We start from the raw sequence: 17,411 nt of genomic DNA, 5'->3' as shown, positions 1-17,411 counted from the left end.
GGGACGCAGGCAAGATGCTTGTGAACGACATATGGATATTCGACATTTCCGTACTCTCTTCATTTCCGATGTGCATCTCGGCTCGAAGGCGGCAAAGGCGGACTTCCTCCTCGATTTTCTTCGGTATCACGACGCCGATACGATATTTCTGGTAGGCGACATCGTCGACGGCTGGCGGCTGAAGCGCAGCTGGTACTGGCCGCAGGTCTGCAACGACGTCGTGCAGAAGCTGCTGCGCAAGGCGCGCAAGGGCACGCGCGTCGTCTATATCCCTGGCAATCACGACGAATTCCTCCGCGACTTCCCCGGGATGCATTTCGGCGGCATCGAAGTCGCCGAGCGCATGATGCATGACGGCGCGGACGGCAAGAAATACCTGATCCTGCATGGGGACGAGTTCGACGTCGTCGTGCGAAATGCCCGCCTGCTCGCCTATCTCGGGGACTGGGCGTATGACACGGCAATCAAGATCAACGTCGTGCTGGCCGCGATCCGCCGCCGCATGGGCATGCCCTATTGGTCTTTCTCCGCCTGGGCGAAACTGCAGGTGAAGCATGCCGTCAATTTCATCGGCGAGTTCCAGCGCGTCGTGGCCGACGAAGCCCGCAAGCACGGCGCCGACGGCGTCATCTGCGGCCATATCCACCATGCTGTGATCGAGGACATGGACGGCGTGCGCTATATCAACACCGGCGACTGGGTGGAGAGCTGTACGGCAATTGCCGAGCACGAGGACGGCACGTTCGAACTCATAACCTGGAGCACGATTGCCGACGCTCAGGCCATCCCGATGGCGCTTGAGCATCGCGACAGCGAACTCGAGCCGCAGGCCGCCTGAATCTCATTTGTGAATATTGAAGCGATATCCGACGGAATCCAGTCGATGCAGCGAGCTTGCTTGTGGCGCCGGTTATCATGGGCCTAGTTCCAGCCGCATGAGGATCTCGTCATGGTAAATATCACCCACCTTTAAAGCTTCGACCTCGACGGCCCACTCTTTAAAACCCATGGATCTGTAAAGCCGGATCGCCGCAACGTTGGACGAAACGACGCTGAGCATGGGTTGTAAGCGGAGTAGTTCAGCTTTTTTCACAACGTTTCCGGAAGGCTATTTCTGACCATAGTAGACCTTGGGTTGATGTGATAGGCAACCATCTGGTTTCCTGCAGGTCCAACGATGATTCCCGCACAGAATGCTCCGACAGGCGAGGAGGCGCCGCCGCGCTTCCGGCTGCTCAGCGCCCTGTCTTATTGCGCACCGCTGACCGTAAACGGTGTCGTTCTTCCCTTTTTTCCAGTCTGGCTCGCATTCCACGAATTCACCGATCATGAAATCGGCATCATCCTGGCGGTGCCGATGGTGGTGCGCGTCCTCGTCGCGCCGGTCGTCGCGATGTATGCCGATCGAATGAAGGAGCGCGCCGACGTGTTGTTGTGGTCCGGCGGACTGTCGCTGTTGACGGCGGTCGCGCTCTGCTGGACGACTAGTTTCTGGCCGGTCCTGATCGTTTTCAGTATGCAGGGAGCGACCTTTGCGCCCTACCTGCCGGTCGTCGAATCGATCGTCATTTCTGGCGTTCGCCGATGGGGACTGGACTACGGCTCGATGCGCGTATGGGGCTCGATCGCCTTCATCGCATCGACCCTGATCGGCGGCGAGATGATCGGCCATTGGGGTGGCTCGATGGTGCTGCCGGTGATGATTTTCGGCTTCGTCGCGACGATGCTGATGGCGATCCACTGTCCACGCATCGGGCCGACGCGCCGGCGCGGAACGCCGGTCGACCTGCCGGCTGCCACTGGCAGTTCGCTGCGGCAGCCCCACCTGCTGGTGCTGCTTTGGGGCGTGGCAATCCAGCAGTCGAGCCACGCGCTACTTTATGCTTTCGCCTCCATTTACTGGCATCACCTCGGCTTTTCGGGAACGCAGGTGGCTTTGCTCTGGAGTGCGGGCGTCGCATCCGAAGTCATGGTGTTCTTCGTCTCCAAACATCTGAACCGCCGCTTCAACGCCTGGACGCTCATCCGCATCGGCTGCGCGGTCTGCATCTGCCGTTGGATCCTGTTCCCAGTGCACTGGGGATTCTTTGGCTTTTTAGTGCTGCAATGTTTCCATTCCTGCAGCTTCGCCTTCGTGCATTCCGGCGTGCAGAGGCGGATCGTGGCAACCGTACAGGAGACGCAGGAATCGTCGGCCCAGGGCGCCTATTTCTTCTATAATGGCATGTTCATGGGCCTGATGACGCTCGCCTCCGGCTATATCTATGCCTGGCTCGGCCTCGCGGGCTTCTACGTGATGGCGCTCGTCGCGGCGCTGGGGATGTCTCTGGTCTTCGTCGCCTCCTACCTTCAGCCCCAAAGGCCGGCCTCAGGCGGCCAGACAAGGGAAGCGGTGTAGCGCAGCCCGCATTCCCGGTCGCAGGCAAGAAGCAGCGGACCGTCGAGATCAACGAAATCCGCGTCCTGCGCCAAGAGCACGGCTGGTGCCATTGCGAGCGATGTGCCCACCATGCAGCCGAGCATGATCTGGAAGCCGAGGCGCTTTGCCTCTCGTTTCATAAATAGTGCCTCCGTCAGGCCGCCGGTTTTATCGAGCTTGATGTTGATCGCGTCATAGCGGTCGCGCAGGCTTGCAAGATCGCCGGTGTGATGGACGCTCTCGTCGGCACAGACGAGGACCGGGCGCGCGATGCCAGCGAGCATTTCATCCCGGCCGGCGGGCAGGGGCTGCTCGACAAGGGCGATGTTCATTTCGGCGGCGATGCGCAAGTGGTGTTCCAGCGTTTCCTCGGACCAGCCCTCGTTGGCATCGAGGATGATGATGCTGTCAGGCGCGGCTTCGCGCACGGCGCGTATGCGGCTCTCATCGTCGCCGGTGCCGACCTTGACCTTGAGCAGCGTCCTTGCAGAATGTTCGAGCGCTTGCGCTGTCATCGTCTCGGGCTCGCCGAGCGAGATCGTGTAGGCGGTCATAAGCGGTTTTGCGGCCGCAAGCCCAATGCGTTCGGCAACGCGCTTTCCGTCGAGCTTGGCTTCGAGATCCCATATCGCGCAATCGACAGCATTTCTCGCTGCGCCGGGCGGCATGGCAGAAAGCAGCTCTTCGCCTGAAATGCCTTTCTCGATCAGTGGCCGGGCGGCTTCGATCTGAGCGGCGACGCTTTCCATCGTTTCGCCATAGCGTCGGTAGGGAACGCATTCGCCCCAGCCGCGCCTGCCCGTTTCCGTCAGAATGCAGGTGATGACGTCCGCCGACGTCTTTGCGCCACGCGAGATCGTGAAACTTCCCGCAATGGGAAAGGAATTCGTCTGGATTTCGAGCGAGCGTGGCATAATTGCAATCCTGCGAGCATGGAAATTCTGCGTGTCTTCGGTATATTGACGCGCCGGGCGTGAGCGATTTGTTCGCGAGTCGGCAATGTCGCCGCAAGCCTTGAAAGACACAAGCATTTTGAAGCCCGACACCCGCAAAGCCGCCTCACTGCACGTGGACGACCGAGCCGATGGTGGAGGTCGCCGCGTTCATCTAGAAGGCAATTGGCGCAGCGCGAACATCCACCTCGTCCTCCAAGACTTCGAAAAGATTTCCCGTGGAAAAGGTGATCTGACGCTCGACCTATCGGGCGTGAAGGATATCGACACGGCCGGTGTCTGGCTGCTTTGCCGGCTCAAGCTGCAGGAAGAGGCGGCCGGGCGGCAGGTTCGTTTTGAAGGCACCAATCCGCACATCGACGAGATGATCGAGGAATTCTCCGAGAAACCGGTGGAGGAAGTGACCGAGGCAGCGATGAAAAGCGGCATCGCCCAGCGCATCTTTGCCCCGGTCGGCAAGGTGACCATGGACCTCTGGAATGACCTCACGGCCGCGATGTATATCTTGGGCTCGGCTGTGCGCGGCGCTCAGATGAAGTTCGGGCGTGGCAGCGGCGTTTCTCCGGCATCCATCGTCAACCAGATCGACCACATGGGCGTGCGCGCCGTTCCGATCATCCTTTTGATGTCGTTCCTGATCGGCGCCATCATCGCGCAGCAGGGTGCCTTCCAGCTCCGCTATTTCGGGGCTGAAGTCTTTGTCGTCGACCTCGTGGGCATCCTGCAGCTCCGCGAAATCGGCGTGCTATTGACGGCAATCATGATCGCCGGCCGTTCGGGCAGCGCGATCACGGCCGAAATCGGCTCGATGAAGATGCGCGAGGAAGTCGATGCGCTGAAGGTCATGGGCCTCAATCCGGTGGGCGTGCTCATCTTCCCGCGGCTTGTGGCGCTGACGGTGGCGCTCCCGCTTCTGACGGTGCTGGCGAACTTCGCCTCGCTGTTCGGCGCGGCCGCGGTCGCCTGGGCCTATTCTGGCATCACCTTCGCAACCTTCCTGTCGCGCCTGCACGAGGCGATCACTCTGTCGACGGTGCTCTCCGGCATGATCAAGGCGCCCTTCATGGCGCTCGTCATCGGTATTGTCGCGGCCGTGGAAGGCCTTAAGGTCGGAGGCAGCGCCGAATCGCTCGGCCAACACGTGACGGCTTCCGTGGTGAAGTCGATCTTCGTCGTCATCCTCATGGACGGGCTGTTCGCCATGTTCTATGCGGCGATCAATTTTTAAGGGTTCAGCGTGAACGGGCAGCAGCCAGAGCCGGGTGAGGAAAAGGAGCGGGACATCGTGCTTTCGGCGCGGGACGTCACCGTCGGCTTCGGCTCGAAAATTGTGCTCGATAAGCTGAACCTGAATATCTACCGCGGCGAGATCCTGGGCTTCGTCGGGGCATCGGGTACCGGCAAATCGGTGCTGATGCGGACCATTTTGCGCCTTTTGCCGCGCCGCTCCGGCACGATCGAGATCCTGGGGCAGAACTTTGATAAGCTCGATGAAAACCAGCGCAACGCGCTCGATATGCGGCTCGGGGTGCTTTTCCAGCAGGGCGCGCTTTTTTCCTCGCTGACGGTGAGGGAGAATATCCAGGTGCCGATGCGCGAATATCTGGATCTGCCTAAATCGCTGATGGACGAGCTGGCGCACCTGAAGATCCGGCTTGTGGGCCTTGCTGCCGATGCGGCGGACAAGTATCCCTCCGAGCTTTCCGGTGGCATGATCAAGCGCGCCGCCCTTGCGCGGGCCCTGGCGCTTGATCCGGAACTGGTGTTCCTGGACGAGCCGACATCAGGCCTCGATCCGATCGGGGCTGCGGAATTCGACGAACTGATCGCCCGGTTGCGCGATACGCTTGGGCTCACCGTCTACATGGTAACCCACGACCTCGACAGCCTGTTTTCCGTCTGCGACCGTATTGCCGTGCTTGGACACAAGCGAGTAATGGTTGAGGGCACGATCGACGACATGCTGGCCTTTGATGACCCGTGGGTTCAGGCCTATTTCAAGGGTAAGCGCGCGCGCTCGATCGTGCCGCAAGAAGAAACAGCCGCCGGCCGTGCCGAAGTTGGCGACAGCCGCGGGAAGTGACCGGAAAAGATGGAAACCAAAGCGAACTATACGATCGTCGGCTTTTTCACTGTTCTGGTGATCGCAGCCGCATTCGGCTTCGTCTACTGGATGGCCGAGTACGGACGCAGCGGTCCCATGGCGGAGCTCGTCGTGCGCATTCCTGGCTCGGCAAACGGCCTCAGCGTCGGCTCGCCGGTGCGGTTCAACGGCATCCAGGTGGGTTCGGTGACGTCGCTGTCGATCGATGCCGACGACCCGCAATATTCGCTGGCTTTCACCGAGGTGCGTGTCGATGCACCGATCTATCCTTCCACCAGGGCCATCCTTGAAATCCAGGGCCTGACCGGTGCGGCCTATATCGAGCTTTCGGGCGGCAAGGTGGGTGAGGAGAACATCCTGCAGAAGGCTATCGAGACCGGCAAGCGCGCAGTCATCGTCGCGGACCAATCGAGCGTGACGAACCTCCTGGCGACGGCCGACAGGATCCTCGATCGGGCGAACGATGCGGTTGGAGAGGTTCAGGGGTTTGTCCGCGACGCGCGCGGACCGCTGACGAAGACCCTGCAGAATGCCGAAAGCTTCTCGGACGCGCTGGCGAAGAATTCCGGCAACATCGATTCGTTCCTACAGAGCGTCGGGCAGCTTTCGGAAACAGTGCGCAACGTTTCCGGCAAAGTCGATTCCACGCTGGAAGCCGTCGAGGCGCTGGTGCGTGCGGTCGATGCGAAGAAGATCGATACGATCCTCGGCAATGCTGAAAAGGTGAGCCGCGATATCGCGAACGCCTCTGGCGACCTAAAGGGTGCGATCCAGAGATTTAATGACACGGCGACGACGTTCAACGATTTCGGCAAGAAGGCGCAAACGACCCTCGATCGCGTCGATACCCTTGTGGCGCAGATCGATCCTGCCAAGGTGAAGGGGTCGGTCGATGATATTGCGCAGGCGACGAAGGATGCGCGCGTCGCGGTCGCTTCCATCAGGGATGTGGCCAATACGGTTTCGGCGCGCCAGAAGGATATCGACCAGACGATACAGGACGTCTCGCAGATGGCGAACAAGCTGAACTCTGCGTCGACGCGCGTCGACGGCATCCTGATCAAGCTTGACGCGCTGTTCGCCACTGACAATTCGCAGTCGCTCTTTACCGAAGCGCGCGCGACGCTCGAATCCTTCAAGAAAATGGCGGACAACCTCAACGCCCGCATCGGTCCGATCGCGGACAATCTGCAGCGATTCTCAAGCGGCGGCTTGCGCGACGTGCAGTCGCTGGTCGAGGATACTCGCCGGACCATGCAGAATCTCAACAGTGCGATCAGCAATTTCGATCAAAATCCGCAGCGGCTGATATTTGGTGGCGATACGGTGAAGCAATTTGACGGCCGGACGCGCCGTTGACATCGATATTTGAAAAGCAGGGGTATTGGAATATGGCCGTATCGCATGTTTTGGCACGCCGTTCATTGCTGGCAAGGACGGCGTTCCTTTTGCCGCTTATGGCGCTGGCAGTGAGCGGTTGCGGCACGGCGGCCAAGAACGACACCTTTGATCTTTCCGCCTCCGTCAGCGTTGATGGCCCGGCTGCGAAGCGAAGCCAGATCCTGGTGCCGGCGCCGACGGCGCTGAAGGCGCTGGACGGCGAACAGATCGTTGTCCGGGTTTCGCCATCCGAAATCCAGTACCTGTCACGTTCGCAATGGAGCGACAGGCTGCCGCGCATCGTGCAATCGAAGCTGGTCGAGGCCTTCGAAAACTCCGGCAAGCTCGGTGGAGTCGGCAAGCCGGGGCAGGGCCTTGCGATCGACTACCAGGTCGTGACCGACATCCGCTCCTTCGAGATCGACAACAGCGCCGGCGGCCGGGCGATCGTCGAAATCTCCGCGAACATCCTCAACGATCGTAATGGTACGGTCCGCGCCCAGAAGGTTTTTCGTGCGGCCGTTCCTGCCGGCGGCGGATCGAGCGAGGGCTACGTGAGAGCGCTCGATCGCGCATTTGCAGCGGTGACTGGCGAAATCGTCGATTGGACACTGCGATCGATCTGACCGAGCCGGTTTTTCGGGGCCGCCCAGTCGGCCTTCGGTTCGGCGAAAGCTCAGTGTCGTGTTCGGGCAATTCCTGCCCCCGCAATGCTGGTTGTCATTACGGCCGCGGCAAATTTTACAAGTCTCTCCACCATCACCGTGCTTTGCTTCCGTTAGCTAGCTCAGGCGGCCTGCGGCGTGGGCCAGCATCGTGTAGACCTTGCCGGTGTCCGACGTCAGGTACGATTGCGTAATCGTGCGGTCGCGATCCGTGCGGGCGACGTCGCCAAGCAATTTCTCGAAATCGGCAATGTAGCGGTCGACGGCGGTGCGGAATTCCGGTTCGCGATCGTATTTGCGCTTGATCTCGTCGAATGTCTGCTGGCCCTTCAGCGTGTAGAGGCGGCGGGTGAAGACGTCGCGTTCACCGCGCTGATAACGGCGCCACAGATCGACCGAGGCGTCGTGGTCGATCGCACGGGCGATATCGACCGAGAGCGAATTCAGCGATTCCACGACGTGGCGCGGATTGCGATTATCGGCGCTGCGCTGTGCCGGCGCGGGCTGGGCGGCCGGGGCTGCCGGGGCTGCCGGGCGTGCAGTCGGCGCGTCCTCGGCGCCTTCATCGCGCGAGGCGCCGCGCAGCAGGTCGCTGATCCAGCCGCCGGTTTCCTGACGGGCAGGCGTGGCCGGTACAGGCGCGGCGCGCTGCGGGGCAGGCGATACCGGCGGAGCGATCGTGCCGCGGAGCGCAAAGCCGTCTTCGACGACGGCCGGACGGGCGGGCGTCGGACCAGGCTGCTGGACCGCCGGCGCCGGGCGCGGAACGGGCTGGGCCTGTGCGGCGGCGCGGGCGACCGGCTCGGAGATTTCAAGCTGCTGCGTGGAACGGCTGACGATCTGCGAAATATCCTGCAGCGCCTTGATCTGCTCGGCAACGGCGCGGCGCATTGCGGCCGCACTTTCCTTGGCTTCTTCTGGAAGGTCGAATGCACCGCGCTTCAATTCGCTGCGCGTCATGTCGAGTTCTTTGCGGATATCGCCGGCAGAACGGCGGATTTCGTCGGTGGCGCCGGAGAAACGTGCAACCGCTTCCTCGACGGCTTCGCGAAGCGATTCCCGGAGCTGCTGGGCAGCACCGTCCGATGCGCGGCCTGCCTCGCCCAGCATCCGCTCGACATCCGAAAGCGACGCGGTCAGCCCGCCGCGTAGGCGGTTCACCAAGTCGTTCGAGCGGCGTTCGGCATTGTCGAAGGTACCCTCGATCGTTGCGTTTGCTTCTTCGCCAGCCTTGACGATTGAGCTGCGCATCGCCTCGGCGGCTTCCTCGGCGCGCTTTTCCGCGTCCGAAAGAACGCGGCCGATGTCGGCGAAGGAGGATTGCACGCCCTGGCGCAGATTGCCGGTGACCTGGTTGGAGCGCTGCTCGGCACGCTCGAACGCATTCTCGACCATGCTGGAGAGGGCGCGCATGGTCTTTTCGATCTCTTCTGAACGTTGGACGAGGCCGACGGAGAGGGTTTGCAGCGCGCCTTCGCGTTCCTCCAGTGTCGAGACAAGATTAGACTGCGCAGCTGCGAGCAGGTTTGAAGCCTGACTTAGAACTTTCGAGTGCTCGTCGAAGCGGCTGATGATGCCCCCGACCTGTGCCAATGTCTGGCCCGATATGTCTGAGAGGCGGTCGACCTTGCCTTCGAGAAGACGGGTCGAGGCGGAAACCATCTCTGCCGCCTTCGACGCCGAGTCCGTGAAGCGCGAGGTGGTCTCGCCGAGGCGGCCATCGACATTGGCAAGATCTTCCGCCGCACGGTTCATCATACCTGCCATCGACGCACTATTTTCGGACAGACGCTCGATGAGGGCGTTGACGTTGGCCAGCAGGCTCGTTTCAATCGCATTGACCGCCGTGGAAGCGCTCTCGGTGCGCGCCGCGATCGCATTCGCCAGGACTGCGTTTTCGGCGCGCAGGCGGTCCGCGCTCTGCTCGGCGGCGGCGGCGATGCGGGCCGCAGCCTCCTTGCCAGCTTCCGTGTAGCGTTCGATCATCGGATTCGCGGTTTCGTCGATCAGGCGCGACAATTCGGAAGAACGGCCGGCGAGCATGGAGTTGAGCTCGCGGGTGCGCTCGTCGAGCGTCGAGCGGATCGTATGGCCGCGGGCTTCGAGCGCCTTTTCAACGTCGCTCAAGGTCGCATCGATTTCGCGTGCGCGCTCTTCCAAACCGGAGCGGATCGCGCTGCTGCGGGCTTCAAGAGCCCTGTCGACGTCCGACATGGTCGTGGCGATGCCTTCGCTGGCGCTTGCGATCGTCGAACGGATTGCGTCGCCGCGGCTCTCCAGCGACGACTGGGCCTCCGAGAGAACCTGCGAAATGGCATTCACCTGGCCGCTAACCAGCGTTTCGGCTTCTGCGACCTTGTTGACGATCGCATTGCCCGCCTCGGAAAAGGTCTGAGCGACGGCGGCTGCCTGGCTTGCGAGACGGTTCTGCGCTTCGGAAACCCGGCCGACGATCTGTTCGGAGCGTTCATCCATGGCGCGCGCGAACTCGCCGCTCTTCTGGTCAAGACCTTCTGTAAACTGCTGACCAGTGCGGGCCATCAGTTCCGCCGTGCGTGCGGCTTCGGCATCCATGCCCTGGGCAGCATCGGCCACGGCGCTGCGCAGCGTCGAGGCGAGGCCGGCGGCCTTGCCTTCGATCGTCTGGTTGACGGCGTTGAGGCCAAGGGTGAGCGCCCGGTCCATGGTGGACAGGCGTTCGTCGATGTGCTCGCTGCCGCGGTGCATCGCCTGTGCAAGGTTTGCCGTGCGGTCGTCGATGGAGGTTGCGAGATTTGCGGCACGATCGTCGATCGTCATCGTTAGATTTGCAGCGCGTTCATCGACAGCGGCGGTCAGAGCCAAAGCCCGCTCGCCAATAGCAGCTGCGAGACTTGCTGTGCGTTCGTCGATTGCGCCGGCAAGGCTTGCCGTGCGCTCATCGATTGCGCCGGTAAGCGTATCGCTCGTGCTTTCCAGGACAGTCGTAACGCGCAAGGCGGCATCGTCGCCGAGTTCGCGCAGTTGCGAAATGCTGTCGTTGAGTGTTTCGGCAAGGCGGCTGCCTGCGGCATCTACCTGCGTTGCGACTCCGCCGACGCCGTCGCGGATGCGGTTTTCGAGAGCGGCAAGGCCTGCTTCGACGCGCGAACCGGTTTCGGCGAAACGGCCGGTCATACCGTCTATCGACTGATCGAGGTGCATGGAGAAAGTCTCGGCCGAACGCGAGATTTCGCTTGCCGCATCCTGGAAGCGGCCGGCGATCTGGCCGGCGCCTTCACGCAGGCGCTCTTCGAGCGACCTGGCGCTGCTGTCGATCGTCTGACGGATGGAGGCTTCATGATCTTCCAGCGACATTTCGAGCATGCTGGCGCTTGCAGCGACCGAGGCGCCGATGGTCGTCGCCTGGTCGGACAGCGTATTTTTGAGCTGCGAATGCGCGTCGCTGAGCGAAAGGCTGATGGCGTTGGCGCGGTCGTCCAGCGTTGCGCGGATGCGATCATGGGCCGATGCAAGGCCGCTGTCGATGCGGGCGGCAGCTTCGCTGGTAAGCGATTCCATCCGTGCGGCTGCTTCGCCCGTCAGCGTCTCAAGACGGTTGTTGCTGCTCGAGAGTGTCGAGGAAAGCACCGCGACGTGCTCGCTGAGCGACCTTTCGAGCCGCTCCTGGTTGTCAGTATAAGCGCTGCGGATCCCCTCTGCCTTGTCGGTGAAGGCGCCGGCAACCCGGGCCTCAGCACCTGCAACGGTATCGAGGAGCGCGCTGGTGCGGGCTTCAAGTGCGCTGTCGAAGCGGCTCTGGCTGTCGTCCAGCGATATGGCGAGCGCCATCGTTTTTTCGTCAAGGGCGTCGGCGAGGCGATCGTGGTTGCTGGAGAGCGCGCTGACGAGCGCGCTGCTGCGTTCGGCCATGACACCGTCGATGCGTTCATGGGCAGAATCCAGGGCGTGCGTGATCGCAGCGGCGCGCTGGGAGATAACGTTGTTGAGCTCGTCGGCGCGGCCGAATGCCGAAGTTATCTGCTCCGTGCCTGCGGAGACGGCAGCCGTGAGGTCGGACGTGGTCGACAGCAGGGTCTCGCGGAATTCGGTCGAACGCGCCGCAAGATTGTTATGGAGTTCGGAGGTGCCGGTTGCCAGTGCCAGCGAAATTTCGCCGGTGGCGTTCTGCAGGGCCGATGCCAATTCGCTGGTGCGGCCCGAGAGATTCGCCTGCAGCTCTGACGTGCCGGATGTGAGAGCCTCGGAGAGCTCGCTTTTAGCATTTTTCAACGCGGAGGTCAGCTTGCCGGTTTGGCTCGAAAGGTTCGTCCGCAGATCGGTGGTGCCGGACGCCAGAGTCTCAGAAATTTCATCCTTTGCGCTCTGCAGCGCGAAGGTGAGTTCGCTGGTGCGGCCGGAAAGGCTGCCATGCAGGTCGGAAACGCCCGAGGCGAGCACCTCAGAAATCTCGCCGCTTGCAGACTGCAACGCAGAAGTGATCTCGCTGGTGCGGGCCGAAAGGCTGCCATGCAACTCGGAAACACCCACGGCGAGCGCCTCCGAAATCCCGCCGCTCGCAGACTGAAGGGCAGACGTGATCTCGCTGGTGCGGGCCAAAAGAGCATTCGAGATTTCGTCGACCTTGCTGCCGAGAGAGCTTTCAATAACCTCCTGGCCGGTGCTCAGCGCGGTGGCCAGCGCAAAGGACTGGTCGGTCATCGAGGCGCCAAGGCGCTCGATGCTGGAATTGAGGATGCCGTCGATCGATTCCGAGCCACCGGCCAGCGTCTCGTTGATGCGCGCGAGGCTTTCCATCAACTTGGTGTCGAGCGAACCGGCGCGCTTATCGAAGGCATTTGCAAATTCCGCCACGCGCTCGTCGAAGGCGGTCGACATCTGGGCGACGGTTGCCTGCAGGCGCTCGTCGAAGAATCCGGAGCGCAGGTCGAGGTCCATGATGGCGTCGTCGGCGCTGGACTGCAGGCTCTGACGGAAGCTCGCGCTCTTATCGTCGAGCGATGCGTTGAGCTTGGCAAGCACGTCGTCGAGCGTGCCGGTGATCTCGCGTTCGCCGCCGGTCAGACTTTCGTTTATTTCGCGGGTGCGGGCAATCAGGATTTCGTTCAGTTGGCGGGCGCGGTCGTTCAACGCCGCATTCAGCTTCTCGGCGCTGCTGTCCATAGTGGAGGCACGCGTTTCGAACTGGCTAAGCAACTGCTCACCGCGATCATTGAGGTTGGAGGTGAGTGATTCCAGGCGCGTGTCGAATTCGTGCGCCAGCGCAAAACCGGAGGACGTCAGCGTCTGCAGCAGCGAGTCGGTCTTGGCTGCGAGGAGCGAGCCGAGCGACTGGATCGCGGTTTCCGATTTTTCCGTCAGCGTCGCAGCCCGGGTGTCGATCATCGATGCGAAGGCTTCGCCTGACGTTGCAAGGCGCACCGCGATCTCTTCCGTTGCGAGCGAAAGGTCTTCCTTCAGCTGGTCATGGACGCCGACGATCGAGCTGCGGATACGCTCCGCGTGATTGACGATGGCTTCGCGCTCGGAGCCCAATTCATGAACCAGACCACGCACGCGCAGTTCATTATCGGCATAGCTGCGCTCAAGCGCGTTGACTTCGGAGTGAACCAGGGTTTCAAGCTCGGAGGCGCGCGCGATCGTGCGCTCGATGCCTTCGTTCATGGCGGAGACTTCACGGCGAACGGCTTGGCCGACCGTCATGATGCGTTCGGATGCGATTGTTTCCGGCTCGGAGAGGCGCAGAGCCACTTCCGCCATGGAGCGGGCGGCGTTGCGCATGTCCTGGGCGCGCGAGATCATGATTGCAAAGGCATAGAACAGAAGCACCGGCACGATGATGCCGATGACACCGGCAATGACGCCGGGGAGTGCCACGAGATCCGTGACGGAACGGATCTGCCAAATCTGCGGCGAGTAGAGCAAGGCCATCAGGCCAACGCCGCCGACGATCCACAGCAGCGAGAAGAGCGTGGCATTGCGCACGGCCGAGCGCGTCGAGCCGCCGTCCAGCGATTTGAGAATGGAGGCCGCAGTCATGCGATTGGCATCGTTGGCCGCGGCCAGCGCTGGGGTGCGGGCTACCTGCTCTGCCCGGGAGCCGCGGCCGCGGCGGCGCTGGCTGTCATCCTGGTCCTGCTGGCTGCTGCGGGCAGAGGGCGTATCGGACACATTGGCCTCCGGGGCGTCAGGCGTTTTAGCGCCGCGAGGCGGCGCCTTCTGCTGGCTGAAGTCAATCTGGAGGGCTTCGTCCAATGCTTTGAACGCCTTGTCCTCGATCGACTCGCTATACTTGTTGTTCGCCATTCGGTTACGCCTCGTTACATCTCAGCCGGTTCAGCCGCATCCCCGGACAGTGCCGCATCCGGATTCCAACCTTTGCCTCTGACCTTCCCATCCGAGCCCGTCGGACGGATAAGCATGTCATTTCAGAGTAGATAGCCGCTTTTTCAAACGGACGGTATCAAAACATTACCACTATCCACTTGGCCAGCAAAGGCGCGTACCACAAACCTACTCTACTAGTATCGTAGTGACACATCCGGGCTTCCGAGACAATTAATGAAGCCTTGCTAATCACCGTCCATTAACCAGTTGTTAACATAATTTAACGACGGAGGGACGTCGAAAAACCAATAATTTAGGGGTGTTAAGCGGTTGTTAACCATAGCGGGAGAATTCCGGCTTCGATGTGCCAGAATTTAACGAGATCGCCACTCTCCAACCGCAGTGTGAATCCACCTGTGGGGTAAAGACGGGAGAATTGGCACAATGGCAGCAGTCAGTATTGCGTTCGAGGCGCCGGATAATTCAAACGGGCCTTGTCCCTCGAAGTCACGCCCAATCGACCTTGTGCATCTGGCAAAGCAGACGATGGGCGACAAGGCACTCGAAGTCGAGGTCCTTAAGATGTTTGCGCGCCAGGCACGCGCCTGCCTGCAGGAAATTTCGTCGGGCGATGCAAAGAAGATGCAAGCTGCTGCCCATCGGCTGAAGGGGGCAGCGAGCGCGGTTGGGGCTTTCCAGGTGTCCGAAGCGGCGGACATGTTCGAGAATAATTGCGCAAATGCAGCGTGCATGGCCGCTGTCGGAGCCGCCGTCGTCGAAGCCGAAAATTTCATTCTCAAGCTCAGCCGCTAGAGCCGAGCATCTTAAGCCACTCGGCCCGCTGCTCCATTCCGGAACAGCGGGTCTTTTTGTGGCCAGCGGTATGACGCAAATGGAAAAGCCCGTCGCTTTTAAATATGGAATGAAGCCGTAGACGCGGTCGATGTTGACTGCCCATCGGATTTGTTGGAAGAAAAATTTCGACCCTCCCTCTTCATGTAATACCGGAAAGCATCATGCCCAAACTGACTATCGTTGCCTTCGACGGCACGCGCTTCGATCTGGATGTCGATCAAGGCTCCACCGTGATGGAGAATGCCGTGCGCAACTCGGTGCCTGGCATAGAGGCCGAGTGCGGCGGCGCGTGCGCCTGTGCGACCTGTCATGTTTATGTCGACGAGGAATGGGCCGAGCGCGTCGGTCCGCCCGAAGCGATGGAAGAAGACATGCTGGACTTCGCTTTCGATGTGCGCCCGACTTCGCGGCTTTCCTGCCAGATCAGAATGAAGGCGGTGCTCGACGGACTTATCGTCCACGTGCCCGAGCGGCAGGCCTGATCAGCGCAAAAAAAGCCTCGCGCGCCAGATGACGTGCGAGGCGAGGCGGGCGCATAACCATCGGACGAGGGAGGACCGCCCGCGGCTTAGAACGCGCCAGGAGAACCCAGCAACAGAAGGTGAGGTCAACCACCTGAACTTCTGAATGTGTTCATATTAGCGCGTGCGGGTTGAGTCGCATATCTCTAATTTTCGTCATTAACAGGCTTTGGAGAAGGAAAGGGTCGCATCGGTTTCGTTGCTCAGCTAACGATATTACCTGCTTATCGGCCGGACGAACCCAGTCGTTTGTTGAGCAAGCGCATCATCCTGCTCTGAAAGTTGACCGCCTCGATGCGATCGAAACGGGCCTGCAACCTGTCGTGTTCTTCTATCCCGCGATTAGACGCTTCCGTAACGAGCTCCTGCATGGCTCCACAGCTGTGCTGGGCGGGCAGCGCGAGGATCCGTCTTTCCATGACACGTGCCTGGGTGCGGGCGATTTCCGCGTGCCGCTCCTCATGCCGTTTGATGTCGCTCGAAAGTGCATCCCAGATCGTCGACAGCTGTTTGCTGGCGCCGTTGCGGTTTCGCCAGCGCGGCAGGATGATCTGCGTGTGAACGGTCACCTTTGCACTGGAGATGCGGCAGCGGCCGTTGCTCTGCACGTAGGTCGCCTCGCCGCCGAAGCGGATTTTCGTGGCCCCGGGGTGGCGCGCCGACGAGCCGCTCGCCGTCGGTCCGCGACGGCTCAGTTCCTCATCGAGTTCGCCGGCACTCTTTCCGCGGACATCGAAATAGGAGTAGCTTTTGGTCGCAACGACTTGAGCCGAGGCGGGAATGCAAAGGGCAACCGTCATGGAAAAAGCAAGGACGAAACGCATATAACGCGATGCGGAAGGCATTCTTGACGCTACCCGTGTTGAAGTTTGGCGGAGCTTGGGGCATAGCCACCGCGAGCGCAATATAGGGTCGTCGGCTTTTTTTATTATCAATGGGATAAACCCCGATGCTACAGCTTCGAAGCAGTTTCTGGCGCGTCGCGCATGGCCGCGAAATAGAACTCGGGCCGCGCGGCGTAATCATGGCGATCATCAACGTGACGCCGGATTCTTTTTCGGATGGCGGACGCTACGAAAGCGTGGACGCCGCCGTCGAGCATGCCCTTCAATCTGTCAGCGAGGGCGCCGCGATCATCGATATCGGCGGGGAGTCGACACGTCCGGGTGCTACCGAAATCAGCCCCGCGCAAGAGCAGTCCCGCGTGCTGCCGGTGATCGAGGCTCTGCGCGGCAAAAGCGATGCGCTGATTTCGATCGACACCTACCGGGCGGAGACGGCGCGGCTGGCCGTCGGGGCAGGCGCGCATATCATCAACGATGTCTTCGGATTGCAGAAGGACGCGGAGATCGCGAAGGTTTCGAGCGATACGGGCGCCGGGCTCTGCCTCATGCATACGGGCCGCGAACGCGAGAAGCTTCCGGACGTGATTGCGGACCAATACCATTTCTTGGTGCGCTCCCTGGAGATCGCCGCGCAAGCAGGCGTCATGCGCGAGCGGATCGTCCTCGATCCGGGATTTGGCTTTGCCAAGGATGCCGACGAGAATCTGGAACTGATGGCGCGATTTGCTGAATTGCAGCGTTTCGGATTGCCGCTTCTGGCCGGAACGTCGCGAAAGCGCTTCGTCGGTGCGGTCACAGGACGGAATGCGGCTGATCGCGATGTTGCAACTGCGGCAAGCAGCGCACTGCTCAGGCTACAGGGTGCTGCGGTTTTCCGGGTGCACAATGTCGCAATCAACAGGGATGCGCTGGCGGTCGCGGATGCTATGCTGGCGGCGCGCCGGGAGTACGAGCGGAGAGAAGGCTGATGCGCACGAAATATACAATCACGCTGCAGAACTGCGCCTTCTTTGCGCGTCACGGTGTTCACGACGAAGAAGAGTTCCTCGGCCAGCGGTTCTTTGTCGATGCCGAGCTCGACGTCGTCGCGGCCGGTGCACTCGAAAGCGACTCGATCGACGATACCGTCAATTACGGGATTGCCTTCACAGTGATCGAGGACATCGTCACGGGCAAGCGCCGCAATTTGATCGAAGCGCTGGCGCTCGATATAGCCAAGGGCCTGTGCGAAAAGTTTCATCAGATCAGGCGCGCCAAGATCACGGTGCGCAAGCCGAATGCGCCGGTGCCCGGCGTTCTCGATTTCGTACAGGTGAGCATTGAACACGTTGCCGGCTGATCCTTTCAGGCCCGCCACGCTCGG

14 protein-coding genes are annotated in these 17,411 nt (G+C 61.2%); 10 read left to right on the top strand and 4 right to left on the bottom strand.

The features are described 5' to 3' along the window. The first annotated feature begins 31 nt into the window (after window positions 1-31). A complete protein-coding gene (locus tag AM571_RS11030; RefSeq protein ID WP_132550105.1) occupies window positions 32-838 on the top strand; it encodes a UDP-2,3-diacylglucosamine diphosphatase in 807 nt (268 codons plus the stop codon). A 75-nt stretch (window positions 839-913) separates the two neighbouring features. On the opposite strand, the gene AM571_RS36190 is transcribed toward AM571_RS11030, so the two are convergent. Next, the gene (locus tag AM571_RS36190) at window positions 914-1,093 is read right to left on the bottom strand and encodes a GNAT family N-acetyltransferase (protein WP_155774431.1); all 180 of its coding nucleotides are present in this window, start codon (window positions 1,091-1,093) and stop codon (window positions 914-916) included. 84 nt (window positions 1,094-1,177) lie between these two features. Between AM571_RS36190 and AM571_RS11025 the strand changes: the two genes are divergently transcribed. Then, entirely contained in the window at window positions 1,178-2,398 is a 1,221-nt protein-coding gene (locus AM571_RS11025; protein WP_074061432.1) for an MFS transporter, read from the top strand. Here the strand turns inward: AM571_RS11025 and dgcA are convergent. Then, a complete protein-coding gene (gene dgcA / locus AM571_RS11020; RefSeq protein WP_074063182.1) occupies window positions 2,350-3,333 on the bottom strand; it encodes an N-acetyl-D-Glu racemase DgcA in 984 nt (327 codons plus the stop codon). The genes AM571_RS11025 and dgcA overlap by 49 nt on opposite strands. A 100-nt stretch (window positions 3,334-3,433) precedes the next feature. Here dgcA and AM571_RS11015 point away from each other — a divergent pair, with 100 nt between their 5' ends. Genes AM571_RS11015 through AM571_RS11000 form a run of 4 tightly spaced genes read left to right on the top strand, consistent with a single transcriptional unit; the run spans window position 3,434 to window position 7,482 of the window. Further along, window positions 3,434-4,600, top strand: a complete 1,167-nt coding sequence (locus AM571_RS11015; RefSeq protein WP_237358554.1) for an ABC transporter permease — start codon at window positions 3,434-3,436, stop codon at window positions 4,598-4,600. Window positions 4,601-4,609: 9 nt separating this feature from the next. Continuing rightward, window positions 4,610-5,455, top strand: coding sequence for an ABC transporter ATP-binding protein (locus AM571_RS11010; protein WP_074061430.1), 846 nt, complete (start codon window positions 4,610-4,612; stop codon window positions 5,453-5,455). Between the two features lie 9 nt (window positions 5,456-5,464). Then, window positions 5,465-6,835 (top strand): MCE family protein, encoded by a 1,371-nt coding sequence (locus AM571_RS11005; RefSeq protein ID WP_074061429.1) that lies wholly within the window; start codon window positions 5,465-5,467, stop codon window positions 6,833-6,835. Window positions 6,836-6,867: 32 nt separating this feature from the next. Further along, the gene (locus AM571_RS11000; RefSeq protein WP_074061428.1) at window positions 6,868-7,482 is read left to right on the top strand and encodes an ABC-type transport auxiliary lipoprotein family protein; all 615 of its coding nucleotides are present in this window, start codon (window positions 6,868-6,870) and stop codon (window positions 7,480-7,482) included. 156 nt (window positions 7,483-7,638) lie between these two features. Here the strand turns inward: AM571_RS11000 and AM571_RS10995 are convergent, their stop codons facing one another. After that, window positions 7,639-13,806, bottom strand: a complete 6,168-nt coding sequence (locus AM571_RS10995; RefSeq protein ID WP_074061427.1) for a hypothetical protein — start codon at window positions 13,804-13,806, stop codon at window positions 7,639-7,641. 465 nt (window positions 13,807-14,271) lie between these two features. On the opposite strand from AM571_RS10995, the gene AM571_RS10990 reads away from it, so the two are divergent. After that, window positions 14,272-14,640 (top strand): Hpt domain-containing protein, encoded by a 369-nt coding sequence (locus AM571_RS10990; RefSeq protein ID WP_074061426.1) that lies wholly within the window; start codon window positions 14,272-14,274, stop codon window positions 14,638-14,640. Window positions 14,641-14,843: 203 nt separating this feature from the next. Further along, the gene (locus tag AM571_RS10985; protein ID WP_074061425.1) at window positions 14,844-15,164 is read left to right on the top strand and encodes a 2Fe-2S iron-sulfur cluster-binding protein; all 321 of its coding nucleotides are present in this window, start codon (window positions 14,844-14,846) and stop codon (window positions 15,162-15,164) included. Between the two features lie 263 nt (window positions 15,165-15,427). Here the strand turns inward: AM571_RS10985 and AM571_RS10980 are convergent, their stop codons facing one another. After that, complete coding sequence (locus AM571_RS10980; RefSeq protein ID WP_074061424.1) at window positions 15,428-16,048, bottom strand: DUF922 domain-containing Zn-dependent protease; 621 nt, start codon at window positions 16,046-16,048, stop codon at window positions 15,428-15,430. A 104-nt stretch (window positions 16,049-16,152) separates the two neighbouring features. On the opposite strand from AM571_RS10980, the gene folP reads away from it, so the two are divergent. Continuing rightward, a complete protein-coding gene (folP, locus tag AM571_RS10975) occupies window positions 16,153-17,016 on the top strand; it encodes a dihydropteroate synthase (RefSeq protein WP_074061423.1) in 864 nt (287 codons plus the stop codon). Further along, window positions 17,016-17,387: a dihydroneopterin aldolase gene (folB, locus tag AM571_RS10970; RefSeq protein ID WP_074061422.1), complete on the top strand. Its 372-nt coding sequence runs from the start codon at window positions 17,016-17,018 to the stop codon at window positions 17,385-17,387. The genes folP and folB overlap by 1 nt, the downstream gene beginning before the upstream one ends. Window positions 17,388-17,411: the final 24 nt, after the last annotated feature.

Origin of the sequence: Rhizobium etli 8C-3 (genome assembly GCF_001908375.1) — a bacterium.
GTDB classification, from domain to species: Bacteria; Pseudomonadota; Alphaproteobacteria; order Rhizobiales; family Rhizobiaceae; genus Rhizobium; species Rhizobium etli_B.
The sequence above is the reverse complement of the archived record's forward strand: the minus strand, read 5'-3'. Positions and strand labels throughout refer to the sequence as shown.

Coding starts and splice junctions, on each gene's coding strand:
- AM571_RS11000 (WP_074061428.1), top strand. CDS start 6,868: ATGGCCGTATCGCATGTTTTGGCACGCCGTTCATTGCTGGCAAGGACG.
- AM571_RS10990 (WP_074061426.1), top strand. CDS start 14,272: ATGGCAGCAGTCAGTATTGCGTTCGAGGCGCCGGATAATTCAAACGGG.
- AM571_RS11005 (WP_074061429.1), top strand. CDS start 5,465: ATGGAAACCAAAGCGAACTATACGATCGTCGGCTTTTTCACTGTTCTG.
- AM571_RS10980 (WP_074061424.1), bottom strand. CDS start 16,048: ATGCCTTCCGCATCGCGTTATATGCGTTTCGTCCTTGCTTTTTCCATG.
- dgcA (WP_074063182.1), bottom strand. CDS start 3,333: ATGCCACGCTCGCTCGAAATCCAGACGAATTCCTTTCCCATTGCGGGA.
- folP (WP_074061423.1), top strand. CDS start 16,153: ATGCTACAGCTTCGAAGCAGTTTCTGGCGCGTCGCGCATGGCCGCGAA.
- AM571_RS10985 (WP_074061425.1), top strand. CDS start 14,844: ATGCCCAAACTGACTATCGTTGCCTTCGACGGCACGCGCTTCGATCTG.
- AM571_RS11030 (WP_132550105.1), top strand. CDS start 32: ATGGATATTCGACATTTCCGTACTCTCTTCATTTCCGATGTGCATCTC.
- folB (WP_074061422.1), top strand. CDS start 17,016: ATGCGCACGAAATATACAATCACGCTGCAGAACTGCGCCTTCTTTGCG.
- AM571_RS11025 (WP_074061432.1), top strand. CDS start 1,178: ATGATTCCCGCACAGAATGCTCCGACAGGCGAGGAGGCGCCGCCGCGC.
- AM571_RS10995 (WP_074061427.1), bottom strand. CDS start 13,806: ATGGCGAACAACAAGTATAGCGAGTCGATCGAGGACAAGGCGTTCAAA.